General features: G+C 54.8%; 17 protein-coding genes. 8 read left to right on the forward strand and 9 right to left on the reverse strand.

Features of this window, described 5'->3' with window-relative positions; genetic code table 11:
* Positions 1-89: 89 nt before the first annotated feature.
* On the reverse strand, positions 90-656 hold the full coding sequence (gmhB, locus tag UTM25_RS19595) for a D-glycero-beta-D-manno-heptose 1,7-bisphosphate 7-phosphatase (RefSeq protein ID WP_029741186.1): 567 nt from the start codon (positions 654-656) through the stop codon (positions 90-92).
* A 188-nt stretch (positions 657-844) separates the two neighbouring features.
* Here gmhB and metN point away from each other — a divergent pair, with 188 nt between their 5' ends.
* The 6 genes from metN to proS all read left to right on the forward strand — a co-directional run bounded on the left by metN (position 845) and on the right by proS (position 6,424).
* A complete protein-coding gene (gene metN, locus UTM25_RS19600; RefSeq protein WP_023310475.1) occupies positions 845-1,876 on the forward strand; it encodes a methionine ABC transporter ATP-binding protein MetN in 1,032 nt (343 codons plus the stop codon).
* Positions 1,869-2,522: a methionine ABC transporter permease MetI gene (locus tag UTM25_RS19605; RefSeq protein WP_014168730.1), complete on the forward strand. Its 654-nt coding sequence runs from the start codon at positions 1,869-1,871 to the stop codon at positions 2,520-2,522. Before metN ends, UTM25_RS19605 begins: the two co-directional genes overlap by 8 nt.
* A gap of 40 nt (positions 2,523-2,562) precedes the next feature.
* Positions 2,563-3,378: a methionine ABC transporter substrate-binding lipoprotein MetQ gene (metQ, locus tag UTM25_RS19610; RefSeq protein ID WP_014168729.1), complete on the forward strand. Its 816-nt coding sequence runs from the start codon at positions 2,563-2,565 to the stop codon at positions 3,376-3,378.
* 106 nt (positions 3,379-3,484) lie between these two features.
* Entirely contained in the window at positions 3,485-3,889 is a 405-nt protein-coding gene (gene rcsF / locus UTM25_RS19615; protein WP_008501883.1) for an Rcs stress response system protein RcsF, read from the forward strand.
* Positions 3,886-4,593 (forward strand): tRNA (N6-threonylcarbamoyladenosine(37)-N6)-methyltransferase TrmO, encoded by a 708-nt coding sequence (gene tsaA, locus UTM25_RS19620; protein ID WP_194400671.1) that lies wholly within the window; start codon positions 3,886-3,888, stop codon positions 4,591-4,593. The genes rcsF and tsaA overlap by 4 nt, the downstream gene beginning before the upstream one ends.
* Positions 4,594-4,705: 112 nt before the next feature.
* Entirely contained in the window at positions 4,706-6,424 is a 1,719-nt protein-coding gene (gene proS, locus UTM25_RS19625; protein WP_194400673.1) for a proline--tRNA ligase, read from the forward strand.
* 47 nt (positions 6,425-6,471) lie between these two features.
* Here the strand turns inward: proS and nlpE are convergent, their stop codons facing one another.
* Genes nlpE through UTM25_RS19640 form a run of 3 tightly spaced genes read right to left on the reverse strand, consistent with a single transcriptional unit; the run spans position 6,472 to position 8,169 of the window.
* Positions 6,472-7,170 (reverse strand): envelope stress response activation lipoprotein NlpE, encoded by a 699-nt coding sequence (gene nlpE / locus UTM25_RS19630; RefSeq protein WP_194400675.1) that lies wholly within the window; start codon positions 7,168-7,170, stop codon positions 6,472-6,474.
* 34 nt (positions 7,171-7,204) lie between these two features.
* Positions 7,205-7,627: an alternative ribosome rescue aminoacyl-tRNA hydrolase ArfB gene (gene arfB, locus UTM25_RS19635; protein ID WP_121932527.1), complete on the reverse strand. Its 423-nt coding sequence runs from the start codon at positions 7,625-7,627 to the stop codon at positions 7,205-7,207.
* The gene (locus UTM25_RS19640) at positions 7,624-8,169 is read right to left on the reverse strand and encodes a YaeQ family protein (RefSeq protein ID WP_023310470.1); all 546 of its coding nucleotides are present in this window, start codon (positions 8,167-8,169) and stop codon (positions 7,624-7,626) included. The genes arfB and UTM25_RS19640 overlap by 4 nt, the downstream gene beginning before the upstream one ends.
* 196 nt (positions 8,170-8,365) lie before the next feature.
* Here UTM25_RS19640 and UTM25_RS19645 point away from each other — a divergent pair, with 196 nt between their 5' ends.
* The gene (locus UTM25_RS19645; RefSeq protein ID WP_008501889.1) at positions 8,366-8,566 is read left to right on the forward strand and encodes a YaeP family protein; all 201 of its coding nucleotides are present in this window, start codon (positions 8,366-8,368) and stop codon (positions 8,564-8,566) included.
* Entirely contained in the window at positions 8,553-8,813 is a 261-nt protein-coding gene (rof, locus tag UTM25_RS19650) for a Rho-binding antiterminator (RefSeq protein ID WP_008501890.1), read from the forward strand. Before UTM25_RS19645 ends, rof begins: the two co-directional genes overlap by 14 nt.
* Positions 8,814-8,841: 28 nt before the next feature.
* Here the strand turns inward: rof and tilS are convergent, their stop codons facing one another.
* The 5 genes from tilS to dnaE all read right to left on the reverse strand — a co-directional run bounded on the left by tilS (position 8,842) and on the right by dnaE (position 17,332).
* Positions 8,842-10,131, reverse strand: a complete 1,290-nt coding sequence (tilS, locus tag UTM25_RS19655; protein ID WP_194400677.1) for a tRNA lysidine(34) synthetase TilS — start codon at positions 10,129-10,131, stop codon at positions 8,842-8,844.
* Between the two features lie 58 nt (positions 10,132-10,189).
* Positions 10,190-10,579, reverse strand: a complete 390-nt coding sequence (locus UTM25_RS19660) for a VOC family protein (protein WP_194400679.1) — start codon at positions 10,577-10,579, stop codon at positions 10,190-10,192.
* Positions 10,580-10,644: 65 nt separating this feature from the next.
* Positions 10,645-12,777: a lysine decarboxylase LdcC gene (locus tag UTM25_RS19665; RefSeq protein ID WP_194400681.1), complete on the reverse strand. Its 2,133-nt coding sequence runs from the start codon at positions 12,775-12,777 to the stop codon at positions 10,645-10,647.
* 100 nt (positions 12,778-12,877) lie between these two features.
* Entirely contained in the window at positions 12,878-13,837 is a 960-nt protein-coding gene (gene accA / locus UTM25_RS19670) for an acetyl-CoA carboxylase carboxyl transferase subunit alpha (RefSeq protein ID WP_008501895.1), read from the reverse strand.
* A 12-nt stretch (positions 13,838-13,849) separates the two neighbouring features.
* Complete coding sequence (gene dnaE / locus UTM25_RS19675; protein WP_194400683.1) at positions 13,850-17,332, reverse strand: DNA polymerase III subunit alpha; 3,483 nt, start codon at positions 17,330-17,332, stop codon at positions 13,850-13,852.
* Between the last annotated feature and the right edge of the window lie 8 nt (positions 17,333-17,340).

Consider the following 17,340-nt stretch of genomic DNA (forward strand, 5'->3'; position numbering starts at 1 on the left):
CGATGGAGGCGCATTATAGGGGGCCGCCGAGGAATGACAAGCGGAAAAATGCATTTTTATTTCAACCGCTCACCTTTTCACCAAAAAGGCTATTTTTGGTGCTTTTTAATCTCTTTTGGCAGGTCGGCCAGGCTATTAATCACCCAATCCGCTGCATTTTCTGCTTCTGGCGTCACTGGCTTACCGGTGCGAACTAATATTTTGGTTCCTACACCCGCTGCCGCTGCTGCCTGCATATCTTCCAGTTTATCGCCCACCATATAAGAAGCAGACATATCAATGTGCAGGAACTCCTGTGCAGAGATGAACATCCCCGGATGCGGCTTACGGCAGTCACAGGTCTGGCGATACGCTTCTACCGTTCCCTGCGGGTGGTGCGGACAATAGTAGATGCCGTCGAGATCCACACCGCGGTCGGCCAACGACCAGTCCATCCATTCCGTCAGCGTCTCGAACTGCGCTTCGGTGAATTTACCGCGTGCAATACCGGACTGGTTCGTCACAACCACCAGTGCATAACCCATCTCTTTCAGCTGGCGCATGGCATCTATTACGCCCTCGATAAACTCGAACTCATCAATCTCATGGACATAACCGTGATCCACATTAATAGTGCCGTCACGATCGAGAAAAATTGCGGGTACTGATTTTGCCACCGGTTTGCTCCTGAAAAAGGCATGTTCGACTAGTATCTCATGAATCGCAGCGCAATAAAGTGCTCATCGTACAGAGTTGGATTGATTTAGACGTCTGGATGCCTTAACATCCGTTTTGTTTACGGTCATCACCCGTATCTGGCAGAAGAAAATGCCACGGCTAACTTACATACGATAAAAATAATCTAATGATTAAACTTTCCAATATCACCAAAGTGTTCCAGCAGGGGAACCGAACCATTCAGGCGCTGAACAACGTCAGCCTGCATGTTCCTGCTGGTCAAATTTATGGCGTCATTGGCGCATCGGGTGCAGGTAAAAGCACGCTGATTCGTTGTGTTAACCTGCTTGAGCGCCCAACCCAGGGCAGCGTAGAAGTTGGCGGCCAGGAACTTACCGCCCTCTCAGAGAAAGAACTCACCAAAGCGCGTCGTCAGATTGGCATGATCTTCCAGCACTTTAACCTGCTGGCTTCCCGCACCGTGTTCGGCAACGTTGCCCTGCCGCTTGAGCTGGATAACACGCCGAAAGAAGAAGTGAAGCGTCGCGTTACCGAGCTGCTTGACCTCGTGGGTCTGGGCGACAAGCATGATAGCTACCCGGCAAATCTGTCCGGTGGGCAAAAGCAGCGTGTGGCCATTGCCCGCGCGCTGGCAAGCAACCCTAAGGTACTTCTGTGTGATGAAGCCACCAGCGCACTGGATCCGGCAACCACGCGTTCAATTCTGGAACTGCTGAAAGACATTAACCGTCGCCTGGGCCTGACGATCCTCCTTATTACGCACGAGATGGACGTGGTGAAACGCATCTGCGACTGCGTGGCGGTCATCAGCAACGGTGAACTGATCGAGCAGGACACGGTAAGTGAAGTGTTCTCGCATCCGAAGACGCCGCTGGCACAGCAGTTCATCCAGTCCACGCTCCATCTGGATATTCCGGAAGATTATCTGGAGCGTTTGAAAACCGAACCCGCAGCAGACAGCGTCCCGATGCTGCGTATGGAGTTCACCGGTCAGTCCGTTGACGCTCCCCTGCTTTCCGAAACCGCGCGTCGCTTTAACGTGAACAACAACATCATCAGCGCGCAGATGGATTACGCCGGTGGCGTGAAGTTCGGCATCATGCTGACAGAAATGCACGGCACACAAGAAGAAACCCAGGCCGCAATTGCCTGGCTGCAGGAACACCATGTAAAAGTAGAGGTACTGGGTTATGTCTGAGCCGATGATGTGGCTGCTGGTTCGCGGCGTTTGGGAAACGCTGGCAATGACCTTTGTGTCTGGCTTCTTTGGCTTTGTGATTGGCCTGCCGGTCGGCGTATTGCTGTACGTGACGCGTCCGGGTCAAATCATTGAGAACGCGAAACTGTACCGTACGCTCTCTGCGCTGGTGAACATCTTCCGTTCTATCCCCTTCATTATCTTGCTGGTGTGGATGATTCCGTTTACCCGCGTAATCGTCGGAACGTCTATCGGACTGCAGGCTGCCATTGTTCCGCTGACCGTGGGGGCTGCGCCGTTTATCGCCCGTATGGTGGAAAACGCCCTGCTGGAGATCCCAACCGGTTTGATCGAAGCCTCACGCGCGATGGGCGCAACGCCGATGCAGATCGTCCGCAAAGTTCTGCTCCCGGAAGCACTGCCAGGCCTGGTGAACGCGGCAACCATCACGCTCATCACGCTGGTCGGTTATTCCGCAATGGGTGGCGCAGTTGGCGCCGGCGGTTTAGGCCAGATTGGTTACCAGTACGGCTATATTGGATATAACGCTACCGTTATGAATACCGTTCTGGTATTGCTGGTTGTTCTGGTTTATTTAATCCAGTTCTCCGGCGATCGCATCGTCCGGACCGTTACTCACAAATAACGTTACACACAACACAAACTCTACGAGTTAAGGATAAAACATGGCGTTTAAATTAAAGACCTTTGCAGCAGTAGGCGCGCTGATCGGCTCTCTGGCACTGGTGGGTTGCGGTCAGGACGAAAAAGATCCAAACCACATTAAAGTGGGCGTTATCGTGGGTGCAGAACAACAGGTTGCTGAAGTTGCTCAGAAAGTGGCGAAAGAGAAGTATGGCCTGGACGTTGAGCTGGTGACCTTCAACGATTACGTTCTGCCGAACGAAGCGCTGAGCAAAGGCGATATCGACGCTAACGCCTTCCAGCATAAGCCTTACCTGGATCAGCAGATCAAAGATCGTGGCTATAAACTGGTGGGTGTTGGTAACACCTTCGTTTATCCAATTGCCGGTTACTCTAAGAAAATTAAATCGCTGGACGAACTGCAGCCGGGCTCTCAGGTTGCCGTGCCTAACGACCCAACCAACCTTGGTCGTTCCCTGCTGCTGCTGCAGAAAGTGGGCCTGATCAAACTGAAAGATGGTGTAGGCCTGCTGCCAACCGTTCTGGATGTCACCGAGAACCCGAAAAATCTGAAAATTGTTGAACTGGAAGCACCGCAGCTGCCGCGTTCTCTGGACGATGCGCAGATTGCCCTGGCCGTTATCAACACCACTTACGCCAGCCAGATTGGCCTGACGCCAGCCAAAGACGGTATCTTCGTTGAAGATAAAGACTCTCCGTACGTTAACCTGATCGTGACTCGCGAAGACAACAAAGACGCGGAAAACGTGAAGAAATTCGTTCAGGCTTATCAGTCTGATGAAGTTTACCAGGAAGCCAACAAAGTGTTTAACGGCGGCGCTGTTAAAGGCTGGTAATCTGACCTCAGTGTAATATCATCAGGACGGGCTTATGCCCGTCTTGTCATTTGTGCAGTCTACTGATTCAATATCTGACGTTTTGATTATCCATTGAGGAAATATTATGCGTGCTTTACCGATCTGTCTTTTAGCACTCATGCTGAGCGGCTGTTCTATGCTAAGCAGATCTCCCGTTGAACCTGTTCAAAGCACGGCAACCCCGCCAAAAACCGAGCCTGCGAAACCGAAAGTGGTTCGCCCTGCACCGGTTCGCATTATCACGAAAGCAGACGAACTCGTCGGTAAACCGTTCCGTGAACTGGGCGAAGTGAGTGGCGAATCCTGTCAGGCGACCAATCAGGACTCACCACCAAATATTCCGACAGCGCGTAAACGTATGCAGATTAATGCCGCAAAAATGAAAGCCAACGCGGTCCTGCTGCACAGTTGCGAAGTCACCAGCGGCACGCCGGGCTGCTACCGTCAGGCGGTTTGCATCGGTTCGGCTCTGAACATCACGGCGAAATGAGTGCATTTCAGTTCGAGCAGATAGGCGTTATCCACTCTCCTTATAAAGAGAAGTTCGCCGTCCCCCGCCAGCCCGGTCTTGTCACCAGCGGAAGCGGTGAGCTTCACCTGGTTGCGCCTTACAATCAGGCCGATGCGGTACGCGGACTCGAGGCTTTCAGCCATTTATGGGTGGTGTTCGTGTTTCACCAGACGATGGAAGGCGGCTGGCGTCCGACCGTGCGCCCTCCTCGTCTTGGCGGAAATGCGAGAATGGGCGTGTTTGCGACGCGCTCGACCTTCCGCCCAAACCCGGTTGGAATGTCGCTAGTTGAACTGAAAGGCATACGTTGCCAGAAAGATCGGGTGATACTGGAGTTAGGTAGCCTGGATCTGGTAGACGGTACGCCGGTAATCGACATCAAACCCTATTTGCCCTTCGCCGAAGCCCTGCCGGACGCGCGTGCAAGCTATGCTCAGGACGCACCGCAGGCGGACATGCCTGTTTATTTTACGCCTGAGATAACCGCGCAGCTCGGTCAGCTGGAGAAACGCTATCCTCGCTTACGGGATTTCATCACTGAAGTTCTGGCACAGGACCCTCGTCCGGCCTACCGTAAAGAAGAGGAAGCAGGAAAAATGTACGCCGTCTGGCTGATCGATTTTAACGTTCGCTGGCGCGTCACCGGGGCAGGTTTTGAAGTGTTTGCCCTTGAACCCAGGTAATTTTAACCTCCTCTCTTTTGGCATCTTTGCCACACTGGTAAACTAAACCACTTTTTTTGTGTCAGGTTGGCCTTTCAGCCAGCCCTACTCGTCGAAACGGAACCGTAACAACATGCGTACTAGCCAATATCTGCTCTCCACTTTAAAGGAGACACCTGCCGACGCCGAAGTGATCAGCCATCAGCTGATGCTGCGCGCCGGGATGATCCGCAAGCTGGCCTCCGGGTTATACACCTGGCTGCCGACCGGCGTGCGCGTCCTGAAAAAAGTCGAAAACATCGTGCGTGAAGAGATGAACAACGCCGGTGCTATCGAGGTGTTAATGCCGGTCGTTCAACCTTCTGAACTGTGGCAGGAGAGCGGTCGCTGGGAGCAGTATGGTCCAGAACTGCTGCGCATTGCCGATCGCGGCGATCGTCCGTTTGTCCTTGGCCCAACGCATGAAGAAGTCATTACCGATCTGATCCGTAATGAGCTGAGCTCATACAAACAGCTGCCGCTGAACTTCTTCCAGATCCAGACCAAATTCCGTGACGAAGTACGTCCACGCTTTGGCGTCATGCGTTCTCGCGAATTCCTGATGAAAGACGCCTACTCGTTCCATACTTCTCAGGAATCGCTGCAAGAGACTTACGACGCCATGTACGCGGCGTACAGCAAAATCTTCTCCCGCATGGGTCTGGATTTCCGCGCGGTACAGGCTGATACCGGCTCCATCGGCGGTAGCGCATCCCATGAGTTCCAGGTACTGGCACAGAGTGGTGAAGACGATGTGATCTTCTCTGACTCTTCAGACTACGCGGCGAATATCGAGTTTGCAGAAGCCCTGGCACCAAAAGAACCACGCGGCGCGGCAACCGAAGAGATGAAGATGGTTGATACGCCAAACGCGAAAACCATCGCCGAGCTGGTTGAGCAGTTCAATCTGCCTGTTGAGAAAACCGTAAAAACGCTGCTGGTGAAATCCACCGAAGGCAGTGAATACCCGCTGGTTGCCCTGCTGGTGCGTGGCGATCATGAGCTGAACGAAGTGAAAGCCGAGAAGCTGCCTCAGGTAGCCAGCCCGCTGACGTTTGCAACGGAAGCGGAAATCCGCGCCGTGGTCAATGCGGGTCCAGGTTCACTGGGTCCAGTCAATCTGCCGGTGCCAGTTGTTATTGACCGCACGGTTGCTGCAATGAGCGACTTCTCTGCAGGTGCTAACATCGACGGCAAACATTACTTCGGCATCAACTGGGATCGCGACGTGGCGACGCCGGAAGTGGCAGACATCCGTAACGTGGTTGCAGGCGATCCAAGCCCGGACGGTCAGGGTACCCTGATGATTAAGCGCGGCATCGAAGTCGGTCATATCTTCCAGCTGGGTGATAAATACTCTCGCGCGCTGAACGCCGCTGTTCAGGGTGAGGATGGCCGTAACCAGATCCTGACCATGGGTTGCTACGGTATCGGGGTGACGCGCGTGGTGGCTGCGGCGATTGAGCAGAACTACGACGAGCGCGGCATCGTCTGGCCGGACAATATTGCGCCGTTCCAGGTGGCCATTCTGCCAATGAACATGCACAAGTCTTACCGCGTGCAGGAGCTGGCCGAGAAGCTGTATGCCGAGCTGCGCGCTCAGGGTATCGAAGTGCTGATGGATGACCGTAAAGAGCGTCCAGGCGTAATGTTCGCCGATATGGAACTGATCGGTATCCCGCACACCGTAGTCATCGGCGACCGTAACCTCGACAGCGATGAGATTGAATACAAATACCGTCGCAGCGGCGAAAAACAGATGATCAAGACCGGCGACATTCTTGATTACCTGGTGAAAGCCATCAAAGGCTAAACAAAAAACCCCGCTCAGGCGGGGTTTTTTAATGGCTCAGCGTCAGCTTATTTACTGTTACAGTCTTTACCCGCAACAAACTTCGCGTCTTTATCTGCCACCAGCGTTTTCACCATCTCCCCGCTATCCGGGTTTGGCTCCAGCGTAAAGTGACCGTCAACCGTCAGCAATACCGGCTTGCTGTCATTACCGCGTGCCACTGCGTAATCGCGTTCAAGCTGCGCATTGTTTGCCACGCTGACCTTCCTGCCGGTAGCGCAGTCGGTAAAGATCGCCGCATCCGCCATATAGAAGTACATCCCCCGCATTGCCATCGGCGTTGCGGGCAGGGCCGCTTTCACCGGGGCCAGCGTGTAGTTGAACTGGGATTCAATTGGATTACCTTCGCGGTCAAGCATCTCCATCCCCTCGCCTTTGGCGCGGAAAAAGGTTTTCTCACCGGAGGTATCCGTCAGGACCAGCTTCTCCGCCGTACGCGCCCATGTTCCATAAGTCGCAAAAGAAGAAGGCTCTTTAGCGCCCTGATAGCGCTGATTCATCACCCAGGTGCCATCTTTTTGCAGGAACAGAGACGTTTCAATACCTTCGCAGTCCGCGCAAGGCAATACTCCGCGCCAGCTTTGCTGCATCGGTTTTAATTCTTCCGTTTGCGTGGGTTGTAAAACCTGCGTTTCGGAGCGGTTGTTACACCCAAAAAGCGCAAACAGCGTACTCGCTGCCAGCGCTGACCATAATGCTTTTTTCACAATGAATTCCTTATGAAAAGTGTGTTCCCTTTCGTCACTCTGTCGGGCGACGAACTTTACCGCGTAGTGCTTTCACTGTGGATTTTTGGGCCTTCGAGGACAACCGACGCTCTTTCGATGCGCGGGTTGGCCGCGTTGCCCGGCGGCTTTTTTGTACTGTCGTTAACTCTTTGATGACAGCCACCAGCCTGGCTAGCGCCGCTTCCCGGTTGAGCTCCTGGCTGCGGTATTCCTGGGCTTTGATCACAATCACGCCATCGCTGGTGATCAGGTGATGGCTGGCGGCAAGCAGGCTTTCTTTATAATACTCTGGCAGGCTTGAGGCCCGAATGTCAAAACGCAAATGGATAGCCGTCGACGCCTTGTTGACGTGCTGCCCGCCAGCACCCTGCGCACGGATGGCGGTGATCTCCAGCTCGTTGTCAGGGATGCTGACGTTTCGGGACAAGACGATCATGACGCGGGTTGCCACGCCGTCAAATGAATTTCCAGATTATTCTGAGAATCAGAGAGCCAGATGGCGCCATCCTGAATCGTCGCCTGCAAAACCATGGTCCGGCTGGCAAATTCGCTCAACTGCGCCAGCTGCTCATCATCCAGATACCAGACCGTGAGATTTTTAAACTGTCCGCACTTGCTCTTGTTTTGCTGCCACCAGATCTCCGCAGCGCGCTGATTATACGCGAATAAGGCCACTTCAGCGGACTGGGTGCAGGCCTTCTTAATTCTGCGCTCGTCCGGCAGGCCGAGTTCGATCCACAAATCGATACCCAGATGATCGTTACGCAGCCAGGCTTCAGGCTCGTCTTCTGCGCTTAACCCACGGGTAAACTGCAGACGCTCGTCGGCATACTTAATCCACGCCAGCAGGCGCAGCATCATGCGCTCCTGGGTTTCGGAGGGGTGGCGTGCCAGCGTAAGCGACGCGTCGAGGAACTGGTTGCGATCCAGATCGGCCACATTGACCACTGCTTTATAAATTGTCGCTTTCAGCGCCATGAGAGAACTCCATTCGAATCAGGCGCACATTGTAGCGAAAACCGCGGCAAAAGGCTGTTACAGGGTGTTAAATACACCGCTATGAAGGCTCTGATATTGCTTAAATGAGTATGGTATAGTCACCTTGCTAAACCGAGTTTATCTTCGTAGGCTTAATGATATCTCACAGTAAGTCAGTGCGCTGGCGGGAGGGGATGTGAATAATTATTGTGAGTTAATTCGCAAACGGTATGCGGAAATCGCCAGCGGAGATCTGGGGTATGTCCCGGACGCGTTGGGCTGTGTATTGAAGGTGCTTAATGAAGTGGCCTCTGATGAGAGCCTTTCAGAGTCGGTCAGGGAAAAAGCAGCGTATGCTGCGGCGAATTTACTGGTGAGCGATTATGTCGATGAATGATACTTATCAACCCATCAATTGTGATGACTATGACAACCTCGAACTCGCCTGCCAGCATCATTTATTACTGACGCTGGAGCTAAAAGATGGCGAAGTGTTGAAGGCGAAAGCCAGCGATCTGGTTTCACGAAAGAATGTGGAATACCTGATAGTGGAAGACGCCGGTGCGACGCGTGAGCTGCGTCTGGACAAAATAGCCAGCTTCAGCCACCCGCAAATCGGCACCGTCGTGGTGAGCGAATCCTGATGACACTAACGGGCAGCCTGGCTGCCCGTTACGCTTTTTGCCACTCAAAACGGACACCCTCTTCTGACCACCCCTCTTCCGTGATGAAAATCCCTGCCGCAGCGATAAGCGTTTCACCGTAGAACAGTAGCGGCGTGGTGTCGCGCAGCCACGGCGGCACGTTACACTCCTGCCATATTTTCTTCAGCTTCCGTCCCCCGTTGCGCCCGACGATATGCAGCATGCCGCCAGCCTTAAAGCGCACGGTGACCGGTTCACCGGGCTTCGGCAGTCGCACATGACCAGACGACAGGAGAGAAACGCGTCCTGCCTCACAGGGCAATATCAGCGGTGCATCAGGAGAAAGCCAGTCGAGCACCACATCGGTCAGTGAGGGCATGGATTTTATCCACCAGAGCTCCCCCTTATAGCGTCTAACCTCAAAACCGTTCAGGTGGACGCACGGGGAGGCATCATCCCGCGCCAGAGCGACTTCTTCCCAGATACGGCTCAGCATTGTCCTCGACGGCATCGCGGCGCGATGAAAGGCCAGCCAGCGTCGTAGCAGCGCGGCGCGACGTACCGGGCTCATCGCTTTCATCGGTGCGATCGCCAACGCCCCGTCGGCAGAAATGAGTCCAGCCAGCTCGTCGCTCAACAGTTCATCCAGCAACGACTCCTGTTCAGCGCACAGCATGGCGCTTCTTGCCGTCGCGTCGGCGAAATGCGGCCAGCGCTCGCCCAAAAGCGGGAGGATGCGCAGGCGCAGGAAGTTACGGTCATAGCCGTCATCCTGGTTACTCTCATCTTCGATCCAGTTCAGCTGATGTTCTCGCGCCCAGGCTTCCAGCGAGGCACGCGTCTCGCCAAGCAGCGGACGGAGTAACATTGTGCCGGCAAATTCAGAACGCGCCGGCATAGCAGAAAGCCCCGCCGGGCCGCTGCCCCTCTTAAGCGCCAGCAGAAAGGTTTCACACTGATCGTCCAGATGCTGGGCCGTGACCAGCGCTTCTCCAGTACGTAATGCCCCGGCAAACGCGGCATAGCGGGCTTTACGCGCCTGCGCCTCGATGCCCAGCCCTTCCTCCGCAAGCGTGACGCGCTCCACGATGAGCGGGATCGCCCAGGCCGCACACAAAGCCTCACAGTGCTCCACCCACGCCTCTGCGTGAGGACTTAATCCGTGGTGAATATGAATCGCCCGAAGCCGGACGTCAGGTTCCCGATCGCGCCAGCGCTTAAGGCGATGCAGCAACACGGTAGAATCCAGGCCACCGCTAAACCCCACCAGCAGCTGGCGGTACGGTGAAACGGCTTGTGCGATAGCGGGTAAGGTCATAGGAGATTACACATAAAAAATGCCCGAACTGAGCGGGCATTATCACACAGGACAACCATTACTGCTGATAAAGCTCAAGCGGCAAGCCGTCAGGGTCGTTGAAAAAGGTAAAACGCTTGTCGGTGAACGGATCGACGCGAATCGCTTCGCACGCCACGCCGTGCGCTTCCAGATGTTTTACTGCGCTATCCAGGTCATCGACGCTAAAGGCAAGATGACGCAGGCCACAGGCTTCCGGGCGGGACGGACGCGCAGGCGGAAAAGGAAAAGAGAACAGCTCAATCACATATTGCCCGTTTAACGCCAGGTCGCCCTTCCAGGAGTCTCGCTCCTCGCGGTAGGCCTCGCTCATGAGCGTAAAGCCCAGGATGTCGCAGTAGAAGGCCTTACTTTTCGCGTAATCGGTCGCAATGATCGCAATATGATGAACAGCTTTTAAACCCAGCATAGCTTCTCCTTTTTATGATGCCTGAACGTTACAACCGAGAACCCGCGCCTGGCAAGCGGTCACCTTTATTTTAAGACTCGCACCCAGTAAACGCCGTTCTCGTCGCGCTTCGCACCGTGGATATCCGTCTCAAAACCGGGATAGTGACGTCCTACCGAACAGAGCATCAGCAGGAAATCGAGCACGGCCCGACTCTCTTCGGTAATCATCTCTCCCGGCATCAGGAGCGGTACGCCCGGTGGGTAAGGCAGGATCATGTTAGCCGATACGCGCCCGACCAGGTTTTCCAGCTCGACGGTTTCGACCTCCCCTCTCACCTGGCGCTGCCATGCTTTGTGAGGGGTAAACTTCATCTCCGGCAAGACATCGAACGCCTGAAGCATCAGACGCGGCAGATCGTGCTGACGGATCAGCCTGTGGATCCCCTGGGCCAGATCCTGAATGCGCATATTTCGATAGAAGTCAGGATCCTCCGCGTAGAGATCCGGCAGCATGTTCTTCACCCGCAGGTTGAGATCGTAGGCGCGCTTAAACTCCATCAGGCCGCGCAACAGCCCCATCGCCCGGGTTTTATCAATACCAATACTGAACAGGAAAAGCAGGTTATAGGGACCGGTTTTCTCCACCACCACGCCACGTTCATCAAGGAATTTCGCGACCAGCGCGGCCGGAATACCTTCATCGCTCATCTTGCCCTGCTCATCCATGCCCGGCGTCAGGATCGTCACTTTTACCGGGTCGAGGAACATATGGTCGCTATCAGCATCCCGGAAGCCATGCCAGTCTTCGCCGGGTGAGACGGGCCAGCATTCTGCTTCATCAATCTCTTCCGGCTGCCAGATATCAAAGAACCAGCCGTCGGCTTCATCTTTCAGCCGCTGAACCTCTTTGCGGAAGTGCAGAGCGCGTTCTACCGAACGATTGATGAGACGTTTGCCCGGATTGCCGCGCAGCATCGCCGCGGCCGTTTCAATGGAGGCCACCAGCGGATAGCTTGGCGATGTGGTGGTGTGCATCATAAAGGCTTCGTTAAAGGTCTCTTCGTCGTACTCGCCTTTGATGTGAATAAGCGAAGCCTGGGAAAACGCCGCCAGCATTTTATGCGTCGACTGCGTTTCGAAGAATACTTTACCCGGCACACGTTCACCGCTCATCCCGCTTTTACCTGCGTAAATCGGGTGGAAATTAGTGTATGGCACCCATGCGGAATCGAAGTGGATCGACGGCACGTCCAGCGTCTTTTTGATCCAGTTCGTGTTGTACAGCAAACCGTCGTAAGTGGAGTTGGTGATCACCGCATGGACAGGCCAGCTTGCGCCGGAGACTGCCGCGACCTTACTTTCAATGGCTTCATGGGTAAACTCCCGGCGCGGAATACCGCCAAGAATACCGAGCGCGTTACGCGTGGGCGACAGCCAGAGCGGTACGACGTCACTCATCATCAGCAGGTGTGCCAGCGATTTATGGCAGTTACGGTCAATCAGCAAGGTACTGCCGGCAGGCGCAGCGTACATCCCGACGATTTTGTTAGAGGTCGAAGTGCCGTTGGTCACCATATAGCTCTGTTCGGCGCCAAAGGTACGGGCGATATACTCTTCGGCTTCCAGATGCGGGCCGGTGTGATCCAGCAGAGAGCCTAGTTCGGTGACTGAAATCGACACGTCTGCTTTCAGCGTGTTGCCACCGAAAAAATCATAGAACAGGCAGCCCACCGGGCTTTTTTGATAAGCCGTTCCCGCCATATGACCAGGCGTACAGAAGGTGTATTTGCCTTCCTTAACGTAGGTGAAGAGCGCGCGGGTAAACGGCGGCGTAATGTTATCGAGATACTCGCCGGTGTATTGCTGAATGCGGCTCGCAATATCTTCCGCCACGCCGAGCGAATATTCAAAGAACCACAGCGCCATGCGCATATCATTGGCGCTGACGTCCATGGTGGAGTGGGTATTAATAAACGCGTACAGAGGGAGGTATTCGTTCAGCTTGTTGATATCGCTGCACAGTTCGAGATCGTATTCGTCCCAGTCGAAGATCACGCCGCAGATACGCGGGTTATGCTCGATGAACTTCAGCAGGTCGGCGCTGTTGTGCGGCCAGATTAGCTGATACCCGCGCGACTGCAAAGCTTGCTCGAGCTCCTTAATCGGCTCATCTTTATAAAAGACGCCGTGCGGCCCCATAATGGCAATGATATTCATGGGCTTCCTCCTTAAAAAACATTAGCTAAGCATAGTCCGGCTAAACCGCAGGTATAAAAAAAGCCGCAACAGTGTGCGGCTTTTCAGATAATTGTGAAGCTTACGCGTAACCGTAGGTCATCAGACGCTGGTAACGACGGTTGAGCAGATCTTCTTTGCTCAGCACGTCCAGATCTGCCAGGTCAGCCAGCAGCTGCGCTTTCAGAGAAGCCGCCATTACTTCCGGCTTACGATGCGCACCACCCAGCGGTTCCGGGATGATGGAGTCGATCAGCTTAAGCTCTTTCAGGCGCGGCGCAATGATGCCCATGGCTTCTGCAGCCAGCGGCGCTTTGTCGGCGCTTTTCCACAGAATGGACGCGCAGCCTTCCGGAGAGATAACGGAATAGGTGCTGTACTGCAGCATATTCACTTTATCGCCCACGCCAATTGCCAGCGCACCACCGGAACCACCCTCACCGATAACGGTACAGATGACCGGCACCTTCAGGCGAGACATCTCGCGCAGGTTGCGCGCGATAGCTTCAGACTGACCGCGCTCTTCCGCGCCCACGCCAGGGTATGCACCTGGGGTGTCGATGAAGGTGATGATTGGCATGTTGAAACGCTCAGCCATCTCCATCAGACGCAGGGCTTTACGGTAGCCTTCTGGTGCTGGCATACCGAAATTACGACGGATTTTCTCTTTGGTTTCACGACCTTTCTGATGACCAATGATCATCACCGGGCGTCCGTCCAGACGCGCGATACCGCCAACGATAGCTTTATCGTCAGCGTATGCGCGATCGCCTGCCAGTTCGTCAAATTCGTCAAACGCCAGGCGGACATAATCCAGGGTGTACGGACGCTGTGGATGGCGGGCCAGCTGGGCCACCTGCCATGCGCCGAGATCGGCAAAGATTTTGCGCGTCAGCTCTACGCTTTTCTCGCGCAGACGATGCACTTCTTCGTCGATGTTAATATCCAGTTTTTCATCCTGACGGCTTACCGCTGTCAGAGAATCGATTTTCGCTTCCAGCTCAGCAATCGGCTGTTCGAAATCAAGGAAATTCAGACTCATAGTATTCCTGTATTAGTCAAACTCCAGTTCCACCTGCTCCGAACCAATGAGGCCACGGAGATCGTTCAGTAAACGATCGCTCGGAGAGACACGCCACGTTGCACCAAAGCGCAACCGCGCGCGTGCATCCGCCCTCTGATAGTAGAGATGTACTGGAATTGTCCCCGAGCGGTGGGGTTCCAGAGACTGACGGAGTCGGTTTAAAAGCTGGTCATCAATTTGCCTGTCCGTCAGCGAGATAGCAAGCCCGCGAGCATATTTTTCCCGGGCTTCGTCAATGTCCATTACTTCGCGGGCGGTCATTTTAAGCCCCCCACTGAAGTCATCAAAGCTGACCTGTCCGCTGACGATAAGTATGCGGTCTTTTTCCAGCAATTGCTGGTATTTATCCAGCGCATCGGTGAATAACATCACCTCCAGACGCCCGGAACGGTCATCCAGCGTACAGATGCCGATACGATTGCCGCGCTTGGTGACCATAACCCTTGCGGCAATCACGAGCCCCGCAGCCGTGGTGATTTTACCACGTTCTGTCGGATGCATGTCTTTAAGCCTGTGGCCGCCGACATAGCGCTCAATTTCTTTGATGTACTGGTTGATCGGGTGCCCCGTCAGGTACAAGCCTAACGTCTCACGCTCCCCATCCAGCACTACCTGTTCTGGCCACGGCTGGCAGTTGGAATAAGATTGCTCGATCTGCTCTGGCTCTTCCGCCAGCACCCCGAACATGTCCGCCTGACCAATGGCTTCCGCTTTTGCATGCTGATCCGCCGCTTTCAGCGCGTCGCCGAGGGAATTCATCAGCGCGGCGCGGTGCGGCCCGAGTCTGTCAAACGCGCCGGACATGATCAGTTTTTCCAGCACGCGACGGTTCAGTTTTTTGGTGTCGGTACGAGCGCAAAGATCGAACAGCTCGCGGAAATACCCGCCGTTGTTACGCGCTTCGATGATCGCCTCGATCGGACCTTCGCCCACACCTTTGATCGCGCCGATCCCGTAAACGATCTCTCCGTCGTCGTTGACGTGGAAGTGGTAAAGCCCTGAGTTAATATCTGGCGGCAGGATCTTAAGGCCCATGCGCCAGCACTCGTCCACCAGGCCAACCACCTTCTCGGTGTTGTCCATATCGGCCGTCATTACCGCCGCCATAAATTCAGCAGGATAGTGCGCTTTCAGCCACAGCGTTTGATACGACACCAAAGCATAGGCGGCGGAGTGGGATTTGTTAAATCCGTACCCGGCGAATTTCTCCACCAGGTCGAAGATTTTCATCGCCAGCTCGCCGTCAACGCCGTTTTTCTTCGCCCCGTCTTCAAAGATGGAACGCTGCTTAGCCATCTCTTCCGGCTTTTTCTTACCCATCGCACGACGCAACATGTCCGCGCCGCCGAGCGTATAGCCGGAAAGCACCTGAGCAATCTGCATGACCTGTTCCTGATACAGGATAATGCCGTAGGTTGGCTCAAGCACCGGCTTCAGGCTTTCATGCTGCCACTGAACGTCCGGGTAAGAAATCTCTTCGCGGCCGTGCTTACGGTCGATAAAGTTATCTACCATCCCTGACTGCAGCGGGCCCGGACGGAACAGGGCGACCAGTGCGATCATATCTTCGAAGCAGTCGGGCTGCAGACGCTTAATCAGATCTTTCATGCCGCGGGATTCAAGCTGGAAGACGGCGGTAGTCTCCGAGCGCTGCAGCATGTCGAAACTTTTTTTGTCATCCAGCGGGATGGCAGCGATGTCTATTGGCTCAAGGCCCTGCTTTTCCCGGCGCGGGTTGATCATCTTCAGCGCCCAGTCGATGATCGTCAGCGTACGCAGGCCGAGGAAGTCAAACTTCACCAGCCCGGCGTATTCCACGTCGTTCTTATCAAACTGAGTAACCGGGTGCTCACCCGCTTCATCGCAGTAGAGCGGCGCGAAGTCGGTAATTTTGGTCGGGGCGATAACCACGCCCCCCGCATGCTTACCGGCGTTACGCGTGACGCCTTCCAGCTTGCGCGCCATGTCGATCAGCGCTTTAACTTCTTCGTCAGCTTCGTAGATTTCCGGCAGCTGAGGTTCGGCTTCAAACGCTTTTGCCAGCGTCATGCCCGGATCGGGCGGCACCAGCTTAGAAATACGATCGACAAACCCGTACGGGTGGCCCAGCACGCGGCCAACGTCGCGGATAACCGCCTTCGCCGCCATCGTACCAAACGTAATAATCTGCGATACCGCATCACGGCCGTACATATCGGCGACGTGCTCGATCACCTGGTCGCGTTTCTCCATGCAGAAGTCGACGTCAAAGTCGGGCATGGAAACACGTTCCGGGTTAAGGAAACGTTCGAACAGCAGGTCGAACTCCAGCGGATCGAGGTCGGTAATTTTCAGCGCATAGGCCACAAGCGAGCCTGCGCCGGAGCCTCGTCCCGGTCCGACCGGTACGCCGTTATCCTTCGACCACTGGATAAACTCCATTACGATCAGGAAGTAGCCCGGGAAGCCCATCTGGTTGATTACCTGGAGTTCAATATCCAGGCGCTCATCGTACGGCGGCCGCTTCTCTTTGCGAACGGCCTCATCCGGGAACAGGAATTCCAGGCGCTCTTCCAGACCTTCTTTTGATTTCACAACCAGGAAATCTTCCGTGGTCATATCACCCGTCGGGAACTGCGGCAGGAAGTATTCGCCGAGGCGGACGGTAACGTTACAGCGCTTGGCGATTTCTACGCTGTTTTCCAGCGCTTCAGGGATATCGGAGAAGAGTTCACACATCTCCTCCTCGCTGCGCATGTACTGTTGAGCGGAGTAATTACGCGGTCGTTTCGGATCGTCGAGCGTGAAGCCATCGTGGATCGCCACGCGAATTTCGTGAGCGTCAAAATCTCCCGGCTCGAGGAACCGCACATCGTTTGTCGCGACAACAGGCAGACCGCGTGCTTCCGCAAGTGCGACCGCCGCATGCAGATAGTTCTCTTCGTCCTGACGACCGGTGCGGATCAACTCCAGATAATAACGATCCGGGAAATACTCTTCATAGAACGAAACGCATTGATCCACCAGCGCGCTATTGCCGCGCAGCAGGCATTTACCGACATCGCCCATACGGCCACCGGAGATCAGCAGCAGCCCTTCGTTCAGCTCAGCCAGCCAGTCCCTGTCAATCCACGGGCCCAGCACACCATATCCGCGCTGATAGGCTTTTGAGATAAGCAGAGTAAGGTTTTGATAGCCCGTATTGTTCATCGCCAGCACGGAGATTTGCGTCATTTCATCGCCGATGAGATCGCTCTGCACATGAAAATCCGCCCCGACGATGGGCTTTATCCCCGCGCCGTGCGCCGTTCCGTAGAACTTCACCAGGCCACACAGGTTGGTAAAATCGGTGATCGCCAGCGCAGGCATGCCAAGGGAGGCCGCCTTTTTTACCAGCGGCCCGGTCTTCGCCAGCCCATCGATCATGGAGTAGTCGCTATGCACCCGCAGGTGTACGAAACGTGGTTCAGCCATCTTCAGAT

The organism is Enterobacter sp. 61D5 (assembly GCF_034107965.1).
Classification (GTDB): domain Bacteria; phylum Pseudomonadota; class Gammaproteobacteria; order Enterobacterales; family Enterobacteriaceae; genus Enterobacter; species Enterobacter cloacae_M.